The sequence below is a fragment of the Brevundimonas sp. NPDC092305 genome (assembly GCF_044755415.1).
Lineage (GTDB): Bacteria > Pseudomonadota > Alphaproteobacteria > Caulobacterales > Caulobacteraceae > Brevundimonas.
The window spans coordinates 245,242-260,918 of sequence record NZ_JBIVQY010000001.1; the positions used below are offsets into that span (position 1 = coordinate 245,242).

Annotated in this window: 18 protein-coding genes and 2 riboswitches; of the genes, 10 read left to right on the forward strand and 8 right to left on the reverse strand. The window is 66.6% G+C overall.

Annotated elements, in window-relative coordinates; genetic code table 11:
- Positions 1–67 precede the first annotated feature (67 nt).
- The 7 genes from dxs (at position 68) to ACIQC9_RS01120 (ending at position 5,258) form a co-directional block, all read left to right on the forward strand.
- Complete coding sequence (gene dxs / locus ACIQC9_RS01090) at positions 68–1,978, forward strand: 1-deoxy-D-xylulose-5-phosphate synthase (protein WP_400611768.1); 1,911 nt, start codon at positions 68–70, stop codon at positions 1,976–1,978.
- 58 nt (positions 1,979–2,036) lie between these two features.
- The gene (locus tag ACIQC9_RS01095) at positions 2,037–2,483 is read left to right on the forward strand and encodes a hypothetical protein (RefSeq protein ID WP_400611769.1); all 447 of its coding nucleotides are present in this window, start codon (positions 2,037–2,039) and stop codon (positions 2,481–2,483) included.
- 170 nt (positions 2,484–2,653) lie between these two features.
- Positions 2,654–3,013 (forward strand): AtpZ/AtpI family protein, encoded by a 360-nt coding sequence (locus tag ACIQC9_RS01100; protein ID WP_400611770.1) that lies wholly within the window; start codon positions 2,654–2,656, stop codon positions 3,011–3,013.
- Between the two features lie 7 nt (positions 3,014–3,020).
- Entirely contained in the window at positions 3,021–3,794 is a 774-nt protein-coding gene (locus ACIQC9_RS01105; RefSeq protein WP_400611771.1) for a F0F1 ATP synthase subunit A, read from the forward strand.
- A 48-nt stretch (positions 3,795–3,842) separates the two neighbouring features.
- Entirely contained in the window at positions 3,843–4,067 is a 225-nt protein-coding gene (locus tag ACIQC9_RS01110; RefSeq protein ID WP_400611772.1) for a F0F1 ATP synthase subunit C, read from the forward strand.
- Positions 4,068–4,200: 133 nt separating this feature from the next.
- Positions 4,201–4,746 (forward strand): hypothetical protein, encoded by a 546-nt coding sequence (locus tag ACIQC9_RS01115; RefSeq protein WP_400615334.1) that lies wholly within the window; start codon positions 4,201–4,203, stop codon positions 4,744–4,746.
- The gene (locus tag ACIQC9_RS01120) at positions 4,746–5,258 is read left to right on the forward strand and encodes a F0F1 ATP synthase subunit B (RefSeq protein WP_400611773.1); all 513 of its coding nucleotides are present in this window, start codon (positions 4,746–4,748) and stop codon (positions 5,256–5,258) included. Before ACIQC9_RS01115 ends, ACIQC9_RS01120 begins: the two co-directional genes overlap by 1 nt.
- 65 nt (positions 5,259–5,323) lie before the next feature.
- Here ACIQC9_RS01120 and ACIQC9_RS01125 read toward each other — a convergent pair whose 3' ends face one another.
- Complete coding sequence (locus ACIQC9_RS01125; RefSeq protein WP_400611774.1) at positions 5,324–5,785, reverse strand: DUF6789 family protein; 462 nt, start codon at positions 5,783–5,785, stop codon at positions 5,324–5,326.
- 161 nt (positions 5,786–5,946) lie between these two features.
- On the opposite strand from ACIQC9_RS01125, the gene ACIQC9_RS01130 reads away from it, so the two are divergent.
- Positions 5,947–6,648: an FkbM family methyltransferase gene (locus ACIQC9_RS01130; RefSeq protein ID WP_400611775.1), complete on the forward strand. Its 702-nt coding sequence runs from the start codon at positions 5,947–5,949 to the stop codon at positions 6,646–6,648.
- Positions 6,649–6,654: 6 nt separating this feature from the next.
- Here ACIQC9_RS01130 and ACIQC9_RS01135 read toward each other — a convergent pair whose 3' ends face one another.
- On the reverse strand, positions 6,655–7,578 hold the full coding sequence (locus ACIQC9_RS01135) for an SDR family oxidoreductase (RefSeq protein ID WP_400611776.1): 924 nt from the start codon (positions 7,576–7,578) through the stop codon (positions 6,655–6,657).
- Between the two features lie 80 nt (positions 7,579–7,658).
- Between ACIQC9_RS01135 and ACIQC9_RS01140 the strand changes: the two genes are divergently transcribed.
- The gene (locus ACIQC9_RS01140; RefSeq protein WP_400611777.1) at positions 7,659–8,273 is read left to right on the forward strand and encodes a TetR/AcrR family transcriptional regulator; all 615 of its coding nucleotides are present in this window, start codon (positions 7,659–7,661) and stop codon (positions 8,271–8,273) included.
- A 6-nt stretch (positions 8,274–8,279) separates the two neighbouring features.
- Here ACIQC9_RS01140 and gcvPB read toward each other — a convergent pair whose 3' ends face one another.
- From gcvPB to gcvT, 5 genes are read right to left on the reverse strand one after another with little or no spacing between them, the layout of a single operon-like run.
- Positions 8,280–9,857, reverse strand: a complete 1,578-nt coding sequence (gene gcvPB / locus ACIQC9_RS01145; RefSeq protein ID WP_400611778.1) for an aminomethyl-transferring glycine dehydrogenase subunit GcvPB — start codon at positions 9,855–9,857, stop codon at positions 8,280–8,282.
- 14 nt (positions 9,858–9,871) lie between these two features.
- On the reverse strand, positions 9,872–11,218 hold the full coding sequence (gene gcvPA / locus ACIQC9_RS01150) for an aminomethyl-transferring glycine dehydrogenase subunit GcvPA (protein ID WP_400611779.1): 1,347 nt from the start codon (positions 11,216–11,218) through the stop codon (positions 9,872–9,874).
- A gap of 1 nt (position 11,219) precedes the next feature.
- Positions 11,220–11,708, reverse strand: coding sequence for a hypothetical protein (locus ACIQC9_RS01155; protein WP_400611780.1), 489 nt, complete (start codon positions 11,706–11,708; stop codon positions 11,220–11,222).
- 3 nt (positions 11,709–11,711) lie between these two features.
- Complete coding sequence (gene gcvH / locus ACIQC9_RS01160; RefSeq protein WP_400611781.1) at positions 11,712–12,077, reverse strand: glycine cleavage system protein GcvH; 366 nt, start codon at positions 12,075–12,077, stop codon at positions 11,712–11,714.
- 20 nt (positions 12,078–12,097) lie between these two features.
- On the reverse strand, positions 12,098–13,216 hold the full coding sequence (gene gcvT / locus ACIQC9_RS01165; RefSeq protein WP_400611782.1) for a glycine cleavage system aminomethyltransferase GcvT: 1,119 nt from the start codon (positions 13,214–13,216) through the stop codon (positions 12,098–12,100).
- Between the two features lie 54 nt (positions 13,217–13,270).
- Positions 13,271–13,353, reverse strand: a riboswitch (glycine riboswitch).
- Positions 13,354–13,356: 3 nt separating this feature from the next.
- Positions 13,357–13,452, reverse strand: a riboswitch (glycine riboswitch).
- 115 nt (positions 13,453–13,567) lie between these two features.
- Here gcvT and ACIQC9_RS01170 point away from each other — a divergent pair.
- Positions 13,568–14,602, forward strand: coding sequence for an alpha/beta hydrolase (locus tag ACIQC9_RS01170; protein WP_400611783.1), 1,035 nt, complete (start codon positions 13,568–13,570; stop codon positions 14,600–14,602).
- 50 nt (positions 14,603–14,652) lie between these two features.
- On the opposite strand, the gene ACIQC9_RS01175 is transcribed toward ACIQC9_RS01170, so the two are convergent.
- Positions 14,653–15,657, reverse strand: a complete 1,005-nt coding sequence (locus ACIQC9_RS01175; protein WP_400611784.1) for an adenosine deaminase — start codon at positions 15,655–15,657, stop codon at positions 14,653–14,655.
- Positions 15,658–15,677: the final 20 nt, after the last annotated feature.

The following is a 15,677-nucleotide window of genomic DNA, read 5'->3' on the forward strand; positions in this document are numbered from 1 at the left end:
ACCCGCGATGCAGCGAAATGGTCTAGAGCGTGTTGGAAGACCAAAGGCTTAGGTTCTAAATCCCCGTATGCCCCAGACCCCTCTTCTCGATCAGGTGAAGCTGCCCGCCGACATGCGGGGCTTCGACATCGCCCAGCTGAAGCAGTTGGCCGAGGAACTGCGGGCCGAGACGATCGACGCGGTCAGCCAGACGGGCGGCCACCTCGGCGCGGGTCTGGGTGTGGTCGAGCTGACTGTGGCGCTGCATCATGTGTTCGAGACGCCGAAGGACATCCTGATCTGGGACGTCGGCCACCAGTGCTATCCGCACAAGATCCTGACCGGGCGGCGCGATCGCATCCGCACCCTGCGTCAGGGCGGGGGGCTGTCAGGCTTCACCAAGCGGTCCGAAAGCGAATACGACCCGTTCGGCGCGGCCCACGCGTCGACCTCGATCAGCGCCGCCCTCGGCTTCGCCGCCGCGCGCGACCAGAAGCGCGAGACCAACCGCGTCGTGGCCGTGATCGGCGACGGCTCGATGTCGGCCGGCATGGCCTATGAGGCGATGAACAATGCGGTCGAGGCCACCAATGGCCAGCTGACCGTGATCCTGAACGACAACGACATGTCGATCGCCCCGCCGGTGGGCGGCATGAGCGCCTATCTGGCCAAACAGGTCTCGGGCGGCGCTTATCGCAGCGTACGCAAGCTGGGCAAGACCATCGCCGAACACATGCCCCGCCCGTTCCGCAACGCGGCGCGCAAGGCCGAGGAATACGCCCGCGGCATGATCGTCGGTGGCACCTTCTTCGAAGAGCTGGGCTTCTATTACGTCGGGCCGGTCGACGGGCACGACATGGACAATCTGGTCCCCATTCTGAAGAACGCCGCCGCCATCACCGATCGCCCGGTGCTGGTCCACGTCGTGACCCAGAAGGGCAAGGGCTACGCGCCTGCCGAATCCAGCGCGGACAAGCTTCACGCGGTCGCCAAGTTCGATGTCATCTCGGGCAAGCAGTCCAAGGCCGTCTCGAACGCGCCCAGCTACACCAAGGTGTTCGGGACAGAGCTGATCAAGCGGGCCGGGCTGGACCCCAAGGTCGTCGCCATCACCGCCGCCATGCCGTCGGGCACCGGGCTGGACCTGTTCGGTCAGGCGTTCCCGGACCGCACCTATGACGTCGGCATCGCCGAGCAGCATGCCGTGACCTTCGCCGCCGGTCTGGCGGCGGACGGGATGAAGCCGGTCTGCGCCATCTATTCGACCTTCCTTCAGCGCGGCTACGACCAGGTCGTCCACGATGTGGCGATCCAGAAGCTGCCGGTGCGCTTCGCCATGGACCGCGCCGGTCTGGTCGGGGCCGACGGCGCCACGCACGCCGGGTCGTTCGACATCGGCTACATGGGCGCCCTGCCGCACATGGTGCTGATGGCCGCCGCAGATGAAGCGGATCTGGCCGCAATGATCGCGACCTCGCTGGAGATCGACGACCGCCCCAGCGCCTTCCGCTATCCGCGCGGCGATGGCGTGGGCGTGGAGATCCCGGAACTGGCCGTCCCGCTGGAGATCGGCAAGGGCCGGATCGTGCGCGAAGGGACGGCGGTCGCCATCCTGTCGCTGGGTACGCGCCTGCAGGAATCGCTGAAGGCGGCCGAGACGCTGGCCGCGCGCGGGGTTTCGGCCACCGTCGCCGACGCCCGCTTCGCCAAGCCGCTGGACGAGGACATGATCCTGCGTCTGGCCCGCGAGCACGAATGCCTGATCACGGTGGAGGAGGGCGCCATGGGCGGCTTCGGCGCCTTCGTGCTTCAGATGCTGGCGGAAAAGGGCGCGCTGGATGCGGGCCTGAAGATCCGCACCCTGCATCTGCCGGATATCTTCCAGGATCAGGACAGCCCCGAGAAGATGTACGCCACGGCCGGCCTGAACGCCGACCATATCGCCGCCGCCGCGCTGCAGGCGCTCGGAGTCGAGGCGAGCCGCGCCGTCAGGGCCTGAAGCAACCCTATCCGCTCCATCCTCGTTTCCACCCCGACGGTGGGGAGGAGGTAGATCTATGAAGTCTTCAATCCCGCTCGCCCTGGCCCTTGCGGCCATGGCTCTTCCCGCCTTTTCGCAGGAAGCCAATTCGCCGGCCGGCGTCATGCGTGACACCGACGCCGCCCTGACCTGCGTCCAGATTTCCGACGAGGCGGCCCAGCTGAGCCAGACCATGGGCCGGGAGCCCGCCGGCTCGGTGTTCGGCCGTCTGGGCGGTGTCGCCCGCGCCGGCGCCGCGATGATCATTCCGGGCGTCGGACTGGCCACCGCGGCCGGCGACGCCCTGACCGCGCCTGAGCGCGAGCGCAAGGAGGCGGAGGCCAAGGCGGTGGAGAATCGCTGGTACTATCTGAACGGCCTCTACGCCGGACACCGCTGTCAGGACGCGCAGGAAGCGGCGCTTCCGGCTACGGCGGCCCCCGCCCCGGCGGTGCAGACCGCGCCGCTTGCGCCGGGCTCCTGACGACTCACTTGGGGCCGTATTGCCGCATCTGTCTGGATGCGTTGATTTTTCCTTCTGAATCAACGGTCTGAGAGTTGTCCTGCGCGCCTTGACCTTCGGGGGTCGCGCCTATAGGTTCCGCGCCGAATTCAGACCCCCTCTGACATTCGTGTCGGAGCGCTGAGGCCGCCATGTCCCTGCCACCGGAATCGCGCGAAGAGGCGATCACTCGTCTCAATCGCAGTGCATCCGATCTGGAGGCGCGCAATCAGTCCCAGCTGGCTCAGGAGCTGGCGGGACAGAAGGCGGCCGGTCAGGCCTGGAGGATCATCGCCGACCTGTTCGGCGGTGTTCTCGTAGGCCTCGCGATCGGCTTCGGGATCGACTATTTCGCCGGCACCACGCCGGTGGGCACTATCGGCGGCGTCCTGCTGGGCTTCGCCCTCTCTGTCTGGATGGCGTGGCGCACGGCGCAACGCATCATGGCCGAGGCGCAAAAATCCGGGGTCCAGCCGCAGGCTGTGCCCTTCGACGAAGACGAAGACACCTAAGGGTTCGATGGCCGATCCGCTTCATCAGTTCCAGATCCAGAAGATCGTGGACCTTCCCGATGTGACCCTGCCGGGCCTCGGGCCGGTCGATCTCGCCTTCACCAATTCGCATCTGGCGATGACGATCGGCTTCGTGCTGGTCGTCGGCTTCCTGACGCTGGTCACCTCGGGCGCCAAGGTCGTTCCGGGTCGTATGCAGGCCGTCGGCGAGACCCTGTTCGGCATGATCGACAACATGACGGACTCGATCATCGGTCACGACGGTCGCAAGTATTTCCCGTTCGTCTTCACGATCTTCATGTTCATTCTCGGAATGAACATCCTCGGCATGTTCCTGAGCTTCACGGCGACCTCGCAACTGGCGGTCACCGCCACGTTCGCGGTCCTGACCTTCGGTCTGGTGCTGATCGTCGGCTTCGTGAAGAACGGTTTGGGCTTCTTCTCGCTGTTCTGGCCGACCGGCGCGCCGCTGGTCATGCGCCCGGTCGTGGGCCTGATCGAGTTCTTCTCGTTCCTGCTGCGCCCCATCACCCTGATGCTTCGTCTGTTCGGCAACATGATGGGCGGACACATCGCGCTGAAGGTCTTCGCCGGCTTCGTGGCCACGGCGGTCATCGGCGGCGCCGGCTGGTTCGGCGTCCTGATCTTCCCGCTGTCGATGGGCATGACTGTCGGCCTGACGGCGCTGGAATTCCTTGTGGCCTTCCTTCAGGCCTTCGTCTTCGCCGTTCTGACCTGCATCTACCTGAACGACGTCGTTAATCTGGGTCATGGCCACTAGGCCCGACCTGATCACCCTTCCAACCCACACCAACTAGGACTTAGAACCATGGAAGCAGAAGCCGCCAAGCTCATCGGCGCCGGCATCGCAATGACCGGCATGATCGGCGCCGGCATCGGCGTCGGCAACATCTTCGGCAACTTCGTCGCGGGCGCCCTGCGCAACCCGTCGGCCGCCGCCTCGCAGGTCGGTAACCTGTTCGTTGGCGCCGCCCTCGCCGAAGCCCTGGGCATCCTGGCCTTCGTCATGGGCATCCTGATCTGGATCTCGTAATCCCGATCCGCTGACGGCGGCGCGGGCGTCCCCGGACGTTCCGCCCGCCGTTCGCAGCTCACAACGAACAGCGACCGACCTCATGGCCACCCACACGCCTTCCGTTCCGATTCCTGCAGGCTCGACCGAGCCCATGCTGGGGGAGACCCCGGCTGAAGCCGCGCACGCGACGACTGAAGTCGCGCACGGCGGCGAGCACGAATCCGGCGGTCTTCCGCAGTTCCAGTTCGAACACTGGGCGGGCCAGATCGTCTACCTGGTCTTCCTGTTCGCGGTTCTGTACTTCCTGATCGCCAAGATCTTCGCTCCGCGCATGCGCCGGGTGTTCGACGAGCGCGAGCAGACCATCTCCGGCGCGGTCGAGGCCGCGCGTCAGGTTCAGGCGGAAGCCGCGAACCAGGCCGAGGCCGCCAAGAAGGAAGTCGCGGACGCCCGCGCTTCGTCCCGCGCGACCGCCGAGGCCGCCAAGGCGCGCGTCACCGAACAGGCCAACGCCCGCGCTGCGGCCGAGGAAGCCGTCGTCAACGCCCGGATCGAACAGGCTGAGGCAGCGATCGGCAAGACCCGCGATGCGGCGATGTCGAACGTCTCCTCCATCGCATCCGACACGGCATCCGCCATGGTCGAGCGCCTGACGGGCAAGGCCCCGACCGCCGCTGAACTGAAGGGCGTCGCCTGATGGAATTCTTCAATCCCCACCTCTATGACGCGGCAAACCCGGAGCTCTGGGTCGCCGTCGGTCTGATCGCCTTCTTCGTGATCGTCGTGGCCTCGGGCGCCCTGAAAATGGTCGGCGGCGCGCTCGACGCCAAGGCCGCCAAGATCCAGGGCGATCTGGATGAGGCCGCCCGTCTGCGCGCCGAGGCCGAAGCGCTGCTGGCCCAGATCCGTCAGGAGAAGGCCGACGCCGAGGCTCAGGCCGCCGAGATGCTGAAGGCCGCCGAGGCCGATGCACGCCGGATGGAGGAAGAGTCCAAGGCCAAGCTGGAAGAGTCGCTGGCTCGCCGTCAGGCGCTGGCTGAACGCCGCATCGCCCAGGCCGAGGCGCAAGCCGCCGCCGAGGTGAAGGCCGCCGCCGCCGATCTGGCCGCGCAGCACGCCCAGGCCATCCTGACCGCCCGTACGGCCAGTCAGTCCAGCGATCCGCTTCTGGACGCCGCGATCAGCCAGTTGGGAACGCGCCTGAACTGATCAGGCGTGAGATTGAAATCGAACAGGGCCCCGGCATCTCGCCTGGGGCCCTTTTTCGTGGTCGATCAGTGGGCCGGAGCCGCCCCGATCGGGTGGTGATGCTTGTCCCGTTGAACAAGCCGTCCATAGACGTTGCCCAGCACGATTCCGAAGATCGCGTGGCTGGCGATCATCCAGGCGAGTGTGCCGAAGCCGGCCCGCATGAAGAACATGCCCGCCCCGCCAATCGGCGCGACGATCAGGCCCATCAGGATGAAGGCCCCGACGGCGAACAGGATGCCCTTCGATTCAGGCGTGTCCGTCGGCAGTCTTGGACAAAGCACCCCGAACGCGGCGCCCAGACCCATGCCGGCGACGATGTGCGCGGCCCAGCCAAGGACGAGGTTGTCGGGGTTCTGAAGAATGACGGCGAGCAGTTGGGGAAAAGCGACCGCCCAATGGCCGACCATCATGTTTACCGCCTCGATGACGGAGACCACCGCGGTTGCGGCGAACCCGGCGACGAGGCCCTTTTGTACGCGTGACATCATGACCAAAGCGCCTCCCAACGCCTGTTTCGGTTCTTGATTACGCAGGCAGGAGCATACGCCTGTTACGCGAGCCGCGGTTCACATTGACGTGCGCGGCGTTGGGAGGCCGCCAAAAGGGCCGTCTGGCGAGCCGGGTCGGGGCCTGTATAAGAAGGCCGATGAAAGCGCGTTTCCTCTGGCGGGCCCACCGGGCGCGTCTGGCCGATCAGGCCGCTGAGCTGGCCCTGATCCGGCGGCACACCCGTCCCGATGATCTGGCCTGCGACGTGGGGGCCAACAAGGGCAGCTATCTATACTGGATGTCGCGCTGGGCCCGCCGGGTCGTGGCCTTCGAGCCGCAGACGGGGTTGGCGGACTATCTGCGCACCGCGGTCGCGGCCGTGCCGATGAAGAACGTCATCATCGAACAGACGGGCGTGTCGGACCACACGGGCGTCCTGAAGTTCTACTTGCCGTCCACCAACTCGCCCGAGGCCAGCCTGCGGCCCATCGACGGCGCGCAGACGGTCGAGATCCCGGTCGTGTCGCTGGATGAGTATTTCGCTCCGTCGGACCGGTTGAGAATGCTCAAGGTCGACGTCGAGGGCGCGGAGCTGGATGTGTTCAAGGGGGCCGAGCGCATTCTGACGCAAGATCGGCCGGTGATCCTGTTCGAATGCGAGCAGCGCCATCTGCGGACCGGCTCGGTGTTCGACTGCTTCCGGCATCTGGAGGCGCGGGGCTACGCCGGCCAGTTCATCGTCGGCAAGACGCTGAGACCAGTGTCGGAGTTCGACCTCGCTGTGCACCAGAACGCGACGGGCGAGCGGTTCTGGAAGGAACCCGGCTACAGCAACAACTTCCTGTTCACGCCGACCTGACGACCGTCAGGCGAAGGCGACGCCCGTGAGCCGTTCCGAGGCGGTCCAGAGTCTGGCCGCAACGTCGGCGTCCCGCGCCTGAGACCGCATGGATGCCGGTCCGGGCGGGCCCTTCAGGTCCTGCCAGCCCTGCGGGCCGTAGTATTCGCCCGGTTTCGCATCAGGCAGGGTCGCCGCCATCAGGATGGGCAGGGCGCCGTCGGCCGCCGACTGGCCGAGCAGGTTCACCAGGGTGCGGCTGGCCCATGCGGAAAGGCCGCCTCCATCCAGCACATAGCCGTTCGAGACGAGGTCCGTGCGGGAAACGCCCGGGTGGGCGGCAACACTGGTCAGGCCCCATCCATTGGCGTCGCTGCGCCTTTGCAGTTCAAGGGCGAACATCAGCATGGCCAGCTTGGATTGGGCATAGACCGGCCATGCAAGGTAGCCATTCTCATAGTTCAGGTCGTCGAGGCGGATGCGGCCCTCCTTGTGGGCGATGCTGGAGAGTTGCACCACGCGAGCTCTCGCGGCGCTCAGCAGCGGCAGAAGGCGCGCCGTAAGGGCGAAGTGCGACAGGTAGTTGGTCCCGAACTGCATCTCGTGCCCGTCCGCCGTCGTCCGCCGTTTCGGCAGGGCCATGACGCCGGCGTTGTTGATCAGGATGTCGATGGGCCGCCCCGTCGCAAGCATCCGCTCAGCGAAGGCGTGGATTGAGGCGAGGCTGGCCAGATCGAGACCCTCGAACCGGACGTTCGCTTGCGGGTGGCGGCGCTGGATCAGTGCAAGGGCGTCGCGACCCTTGTCAGGATTCCGCGCCGCGAGGATCACCTCGGCGCTGGCTCCCGCCAACGCCAGCGCGGTCTCCAGACCCAGCCCGCCGGTCGCCCCGGTCACGACGGCCAGCTTGCCCGACTGGTCGGGAATATCTGTTGTGGTCCAGTTCGCCATGTCCGGTATCCTTTGCTGAGTCATCGCCGGGCGTCGGCGTGGAGAGGGCTTGAGTTGCAATATCTGCACTCAATGCAAATATGCAAGACGTGCAAGAAAAGATTTCTTTCGGATCGGCGGGCCTGCGTGAGCGCAAACGCGCGGAGACCCATGCGCGGATCCAGTCCGAGGCGATCAGCCTGTTCCTGAGGCAGGGCTTCGAGGCGACAACGCTGGACGAGATCGCCGGGGCGGCCGGTGTCTCGCGTCGCAGCCTGTTCCACTATTTCGAGTCCAAAGAAGAGATCGTCTTTTCCACCAAGGCCGACTTTCCGGATCTCGTTGCTGCGGCGATCGAGGGCCGCCCTGCGGACGAGCCGCTGTTACTGATGGTGGAAAACGCCTTCCTCGATATGGCGCGCGATCATCGCGATCCGCAGGCGAGGGCGCTGGCCCGGCTGATCAAGGACACGCCGGCGCTCGCCGCCGGCGATCAGGCCAAGTACGAAAAGGTCGAGCGGGTGCTGGCGGCCGCGCTGTGTCGCCGGAAGGGCTTGCCCGAGACCGATCTGGCCTGCCGCGTCGCCGCGTCAGCCGCCATCGGCATTCTGAAGCTCAGCACTGAGGCCTGGTTGACCAGCGGCGATGAGGCGCCGGAGGTGTTCGGCAGGGCGGCTTTCGCCACCCTGCGCGAGGTGGCGGGTCAGAAGGCCTGACCCTTCCTATTCCGCGGCGATGTTCGAGCCTTCCGGCGCGGTCCAGCGCAGGATGGGCGACCGGGCGGCGCGGGTCTCGTCCAGACGACGCAGGGGAGCGTGGAACGGGGCGCCCTTGAAGCGGTCGACATCGCCAGCCTTGGCCGCGCCGGCCAGAGCCCGCATCGCCTCGATGAAGCGATCCAGTTCCTGCTTCGACTCCGTCTCGGTCGGCTCGATCAGCATGGCGCCGTGGACGACCAGCGGGAAATACATGGTCATCGGGTGGAAGCCCTCGTCGATCATCGCCTTGGCGAAGTCGAGCGTGGTGATGTCCGTGCCCTTCAGCCATTCGTCGTCGAACAGGGCCTCGTGCATGCAGGGGCCGTCGGGGAAGGCGGGGCTCATCAGGTCCGACAGGCGGGCCTTGATGTAGTTGGCGTTCAGGACGGCGTCCTCGGCGACCTGACGCAGGCCGTCGGAGCCGTGGCTCATCATGTAGCTGAGCGCACGGACGTACATGCCCATCTGGCCCTGGAAGGCGCACAGGCGGCCGAAGGCCTGGGCGGCCTCGTCTTCCTCGCGTTCGACCAGCCGGTAGCCGTTGTCGTCATGCACGACCCACGGAGCCGGGGCGAAGGGCGCGAGCGCTTCCGACAGCACCACCGGACCCGCGCCCGGACCGCCGCCGCCGTGGGGCGTGGAGAAGGTCTTGTGCAGGTTGATGTGCATGGCGTCGACGCCGAGGTCGCCGGGGCGGACCCGGCCGACGATGGCGTTGAAGTTGGCCCCGTCGCAGTAGAAATAGGCGCCCGCCTCGTGGGTCAGGCGGCTGATCTCGAGGATGTCGCGCTCGAACAGGCCGCAGGTGTTCGGGTTGGTCACCATGATGGCGGCGACGTCGTCGCCCAGCTTGGCGGCCAGATCGGCCACGTCCACGCGGCCGTCGTCGGTCTGGGCCACTTCCACGACGGTGTAGCCGACGAAGGCGGCGGTGGCCGGGTTGGTGCCGTGGGCGCTGGTCGGCACCAGCACCTTGCGGCGCTTCTCATGCTGGCCCGACGCTTCGTGGGCGGCGCGGATGGCCATCAGGCCACACAGCTCGCCGTGCGCGCCGGCCTTGGGCGACAGGGCGACGGCGGGCATGCCGGTCAGGGTCTTCAGCCAGTGGGCCAGGGTGTCCATCAGCTCCAGCGCGCCCTGAACGGTCGAGATCGGCTGCAGCGGGTGGATGTCCGAGAAGCCCGGTAGGCGGGCCATCTTCTCGTTCAGGCGCGGGTTGTGCTTCATCGTGCACGATCCCAGCGGATAGATGGCCAGATCGATGGCGTGGTTCTTCTGCGACAGCCGCACATAGTGGCGCATGGCCTCGGGTTCGCTGAGGCCGGGCAGGCCAATCGGATCCTTGCGGACCAGATCGCCCAGATCGCCGCCGTCAGACTTCGGCTCCGGCAGGTCGACGCCGGTCTTGCCCCAGCCGTCGCTCTCGAAGATCAGATGCTCGTTCTGCAGCAGGCCGCGGCCGCCGGTCAGGGTCGGGTGTTTGTAGTCGTGGTCCACGGCATTGGGGGCGGTGGGACGGCCGACGGTGTTCATGGTGCTCATGGTCTCGTCTCCGCTCAGGCCGCCAGAACCTTGGCGAGCACGGCCGCCAGGAACTTGATGTCGTGATCCAGTGTGGTCTCGGTCGCCGCGACCAGCAGGACGTCGTCCATGCCGGCTTCCGGCGCGAGGCGGCTGTAGGGCACGCCCGCGAGGATGTGATGGCCGGCGAGGGTGTCGACGACCTCGGCCGCGTTCTTCGGCAGCCGCACAGCGAACTCGTTGAAGAAGCGCGGGGTCAGGACCTCGACGCCCGGAATGGCGGCGAGCGCGTCGCGGGTCGCCAGCGCCTTCTCGTGGTTCAGCAGGGCCAGTTTGCGCAACCCCGTCTCGCCCAGCAGGCTCATGTGGATGGTGAAGGCCAGGGTGCAGAGGCCCGAGTTGGTGCAGATGTTCGACGTCGCCTTGTCGCGCCGGATGTGCTGCTCGCGCGTCGACAGGGTCAGGACGAAGCCCCGCTCGCCGTCGGCGTCCACGGTCTCGCCCGTCAGGCGGCCCGGCATCTGGCGGATCAGCTTTTCGCGGCAGGCGAACAGGCCGACATAGGGACCGCCGAAGTTGAGCGCGTTGCCGATCGACTGGCCCTCCGCCGCGACGATGTCTGCGCCCATCTCGCCCGGCGACTTCAGCAGGCCCATCGATACGGCCTCGGTCACCACGACGATCAGCAGGGCGCCGGCGGCGTGCGCCGCCTCGGCGATCTTCGTCACGTCGGTGGCTGTTCCGAAGACGTTCGGGGTCTGGACGACCACGCAGGCGGTGTCCGGACCGATCTTCGCGATCACGTCAGCCTCGGCGTCCACGGCAGCCGGCAGGGCTTCGGTCTCGACGCCGACGGCATGGACCACGGTCTCGGTGGCGCGGACGTAGTGGGGATGTACGCCGCCCGAGATGACCGCCTTGTTCCGGCGGGTCACGCGGGTCGCCATCAGCACGCCCTCGGCCATGGCGGTCGAACCGTCATAGAGACTGGCGTTGGCCACCGGCATGCCGGTCAGGTTCGCGACCTGCGTCTGGAACTCGTAGAGATACTGCAGCGTCCCTTGGGCGATTTCCGGCTGGTAGGGCGTGTAGCTCGTCAGGAACTCGGACCGCTGGATGATGTGGTCGACCGTTGCCGGGACGTGATGCTTGTAGGCGCCCGCGCCGCAGAAGAAGGGCACCGAACCGGCGGCCGCGTTCTTGGTCGCCATGGCGCCGAGCGCGCGCTCGACCTCCAGCTCGCCTGCCACGCGAGGCAGGTCGACGAAGCCGTCACGGCGCGCCGCCTGCGGCACGTCCACAAACAGGTCGTCGATCGATTTCGCACCGATGGCGGCGAGCATCGCCGCGCGGTCGTCAGGGGTCAGGGGGAGGTAGCGCATCTTACATCTCTTTTCCGAACAGGGCGTCGGACAGCCGCTGCCATGGTGAACTCTTGCTACGGCCGCCAGCTTGCGGCGCCGGAGATTTCCCGGTCATTTCAGCTCGCATCCACTCGATGAACGCCCTGCGGTCCACAGGCGGGTCCATATCCGTAAGGTCCGCGTGGTCTTCGGGCCGAACGCCGCCGGTCGACGTCAGGCTACGCGCGGAAGAACTACGATCTCCGACCGTGAAACAGCAGGTCCGATCCGCGACGGCATGGATCAACTCCAAGGCGCCCTCATGAGGCGCGGCCAGCACGATGTCGACGCCATCGTCATCTCCATGGAACCACACCTCGATGCCCGTGCCGTCGCGAAGACGCAGGTCGAAGTCCTCGTCGTCTTCCAGCCAGGTTGCCCCGAAATCGGCCACGACCTCCCGCACCGCGGCCTCGAAGTGGTCCGCAGGCGGAGACAGGTCCGACTTCCACAGGGCGAAGCGCGCCATGGCTCAGAGCGTGGTGAGGTACTGGTCGTAGGCGGCCTGATCCATCAGGGCCTCGATCTCGCTGGCGTCGCTGACCTTGATCTTCGCGAACCAGCCTTCGCCTTGGGGATCGGCGTTGACGGTTTCGGGAGCAGAGGCGAGGGCGGCGTTGCCTTCAACCACCTCACCGGCGACCGGGGCGTAGACATCCGAGGCCGCCTTGACGCTCTCAACCACGGCGAAGCTGTCGCCCTTCGAGACGGTCTTGCCGGCTTCCGGCGTCTCGACGAACACCACGTCGCCCAGCGCATCGGCGGCGTGCTTGCTGATGCCGACGGTGGCGATGTCGCCGTCGACCTTTACCCACTCGTGATCCTTGGTGAAGCGCATCTCAGTTCTCCGGGAAGCCGTCAGGCGGCCTTGGGTTTGCGGTAATAGCGTTGGGCGACGAAGGGCATGGCGACGACCTCGGCGGCGGCGGGCTTGCCGCGCACGATGACCTTCAGATCCGTGCCCAGCGCTGCGAATGCGGGCGGGACGTAGCCCATGGCGATGTTGTGGCCCAGCGTGGGGGACGGACCGCCCGAGGTGACCTTGCCGATGACGTTTCCGTCCGCGTCGGCGATCTCGGCGCCTTCACGGGCCGGGGCGCCTTCCTTGACGTGCAGGCCGATGCGAACACGCGACGGGCCGTCGGCCAGTTCCTTCAGGATGCGGTCGGCGCCGTTGAAGTCAGCACGCTCCTTGCGCGACTTCGACAGGGCGAAGTTGAGCGCCCCCTCTACCGGGCTGGTGTCGGGATCAATGTCGTGGCCGTGCAGCGGCAGACCGGCCTCGAGGCGCAGGCTGTCGCGGGCGCCGAGGCCGATCGGCTTGACGCGGGCGTCTTCCAGCAGGGTGTTCCAGATGCGCTCGGCGTCGGCGGCCGGCACCGAGATCTCAAAGCCGTCTTCGCCGGTGTAGCCCGAGCGGGAGATGTAGCAGTCGACGCCGAACAGCCTCACCCGGGCGACGTCCATGAAGCCGAGTTCCAGCAGGATGTCGTCATGCGTCGCGATGACCTCGGCGGCTTCCGGCCCCTGAATGGCGATCAGGGCGCGGTCGTCCAGAACGGTCAGCTTCGCGTCGCCTTCGAGGCTGGCCTGCAGGAAGGCGAAGTCGGCCTCCTTGTTGCCGGCGTTGACGACGACGAACAGGCCGTCGTGGTCGGGCTTGCCCGCCATCAGGTCGTCGAGGATGCCGCCCTCGGCGTTCAGCAGCAGCGAATACTTCTGCTTGCCCTCCTTCAGGATCGCATAGTCGCCCGGCACGAAGCGCTCGAACTGGGCGATGGCGTCCTTGCCGGTGATCTTGCACTGGCCCATGTGGGAGACGTCAAACAGGCCGGCGTGTTCGCGGGTCCAGCGATGCTCTGCCAGCACGCCCTCGTACTGGACCGGCATGTCATAGCCGCCGAAGCCGACCATGCGGGCGCCCAGCGCGCGATGCGCGGCGTTGAGCGGGGTGGTCTTCAGTTGTTCGTCGGCCATTCAGACTCTCGCAGTCGCGTGTTGATGCGGAAAGCTCCGCCGTCCTCGCGCCCCCGCTGTCCTGAAGCCTGAGAGATTTCGGCGACCCTTTCGAGGCGCCTTGCTCCGTCGGCGAGGCCGAAGCCTGCTTTCCAGCGTCCGAGTGCTTCGCGGTCCTTTTGCCTGAGCGTTTCCGGGGCGGTTGCGCCTTCGGCTCCGGACCGCCGGAACGGCCCGATCTCTCCCGCGAGAGCGAGGCCCAAAGGCCCCGACTCCCTCTCCAAGTCAAGCTGTGGCGTACGGAACAAGGGCCGGGCGATGCGGTTCTTTGGGCAGTTCGTGACAACTCCCTGAAAACGAAAGACCTCTTCCATGTCTATCCTCGACAAGATCTTCGGCAACGACGACCAGCCGCGCACAACGCCGGGCAAGCCCGACATGATGATGCAGAAGGTGCTGGACACCTTGGCCGGGCTAGGCGGCAAGCCGATCGAGACGCTGTCGCCAGAGGAAGCGCGTCACCAGCCGACGCCGACCGACGCCGTGCAGAAGATCCTGCGCGACACGGTCAAGGACGAAGACCCGACGCTGGGCATCCAGACCCGTGACATCATCATCGACGGCGCGGCTGGCCCGCTGCAGGCGCGCATCTACAGCCCGAACCTCGACAGCGACGACCTGAAGCCGCTGGTCGTCTACTTCCATGGGGGCGGCTTTGTGATCGCCGATCTGGACGTCTATGACGGCGGCCCGCGGGGCGTATCGCGCTTCGCCAATGTGGTGGTGCTGTCAGTTCACTACCGTCAGGCGCCCGAGAACAAATTCCCTGCCGCCCACGATGACGCGGTCGCAGCCTGGAAGTGGGCCTTGGCCAACGCCCAGTCGATCGGCGGCGACCCCCGCAAGGTGGCGGTGATGGGCGAGAGCGCGGGCGGCAATCTGGCCATCAACGTCTCGATCGCGGCGCGCGATCAGGGTCTGCAGGCGCCGATGCATCAGGTGCTGGTCTATCCGCTGGTCGGCAATGACCTGAACAATGAAAGCTATATCGAGAACGCCAACGCCAAGCCGTTGAACAAGCCGATGATCGAATGGTTCGTGAAGCACACCTTCAACGACCAGAGCGAGACGGCCGACCCGCGCGTGAACGTGGTGGGCGCGGCCAATCTGGCGGGCCTGCCGTCGTCAACGGTCATTCTGGCCGAGATCGATCCGCTGCGCACCGAGGGCGAGCAACTGGCCGAGAGGCTGGAAGCCGCCGGCGTGGACGTGCGGCACAAGACCTTCAACGGCTCGACGCACGAGTTCTTCGGCATGGGTCTGGTGGTGCCAGACGCCGCGGCGGCGCAGACCTTTGCGGCGCATGAGCTGAAGCGCGCGTTCGGGACGGCGATCCTGCCGATCTGAGTCCGGGTTAGAAGCGAAGGAAGGGGCGCGTCTTCGGGCGAGCCCCTTTTCTATGTCGCGTACGCCTTAACCTCAGCGATGCGGGCGGCCTTGTCGGCGTCGCCGAGGAAGCTGCCCTCGAAGCTGTTGATCGCGATCTGGGTCACCTGCTCGCGGGTCAGGCCCACGGCCTCGGCCAGCTTTGCGTAGTTGGCGTTCACATAGCCGCCGAAATAGGCGGGATCGTCCGAGTTCAGGGTGACGTGCAGGCCGCGGCGCAGCATCTCGGGGACCGGGTGGTCCTTGAGGTCGTCGACGACGCAGAGCTTCAGGTTCGACAGAGGGCAGACCGTCAGGGTCATCTGCTCGGCGGCCAGACGCTCGATCAGGCTCTCGTCTTCCATGGAGCGATTGCCGTGGTCCACGCGGTCGATATGCAGCAGGTCCAGCGCCTCGTGCACATAGGCCGGCGGTCCCTCTTCGCCAGCGTGGGCGCAGAGTTTCAGGCCCAGCTCTCGGGCGGCGCCGAAGACGCGGACGAACTTCGACGGGGGATGCCCGACCTCGGACGAGTCCAGCCCGACGCCGATGAAGTGGTGCAGATACGGTTTGGCCATCTCCAGGGTGGCGAAGGCCTCCTCCTCGGTCAGGTGGCGCAGGAAGCTGAGGATCAGGCCGCTGGTGACGCCCAGTTCGGCCTTCGCGCGGTCCATGCCGGCGATCAGGCCCTCGACGACCACGCCGAAGGGCACGCCGCGATCGGTGTGGGTCTGTGGGTCGAAGAAGATTTCAGCGTGGCGCACGTTGTCCGCTGCAGCGCGCTGGAAATAGGCGAAGGCCAGATCCTCGAAATCCTGCCGCGTCAGCAGGACGTTGGCGCCCGCGTAATAGATGTCGAGGAAGTCCTGCAGGTTCGAAAAGTCGTAAGCGGCGCGGACCGCCTCGACGCTGTCGAACGGAATGGCGACGCCGTTGCGTTGCGCCAGCTCGAACATCAACTCCGGCTCGAGCGAGCCCTCGATGTGAAGGTGCAATTCGGCCTTGGGCAAGCCGGCGATGTAGGCGTCGAGGGACATGAGGCGCTCCGGGAAGAGCC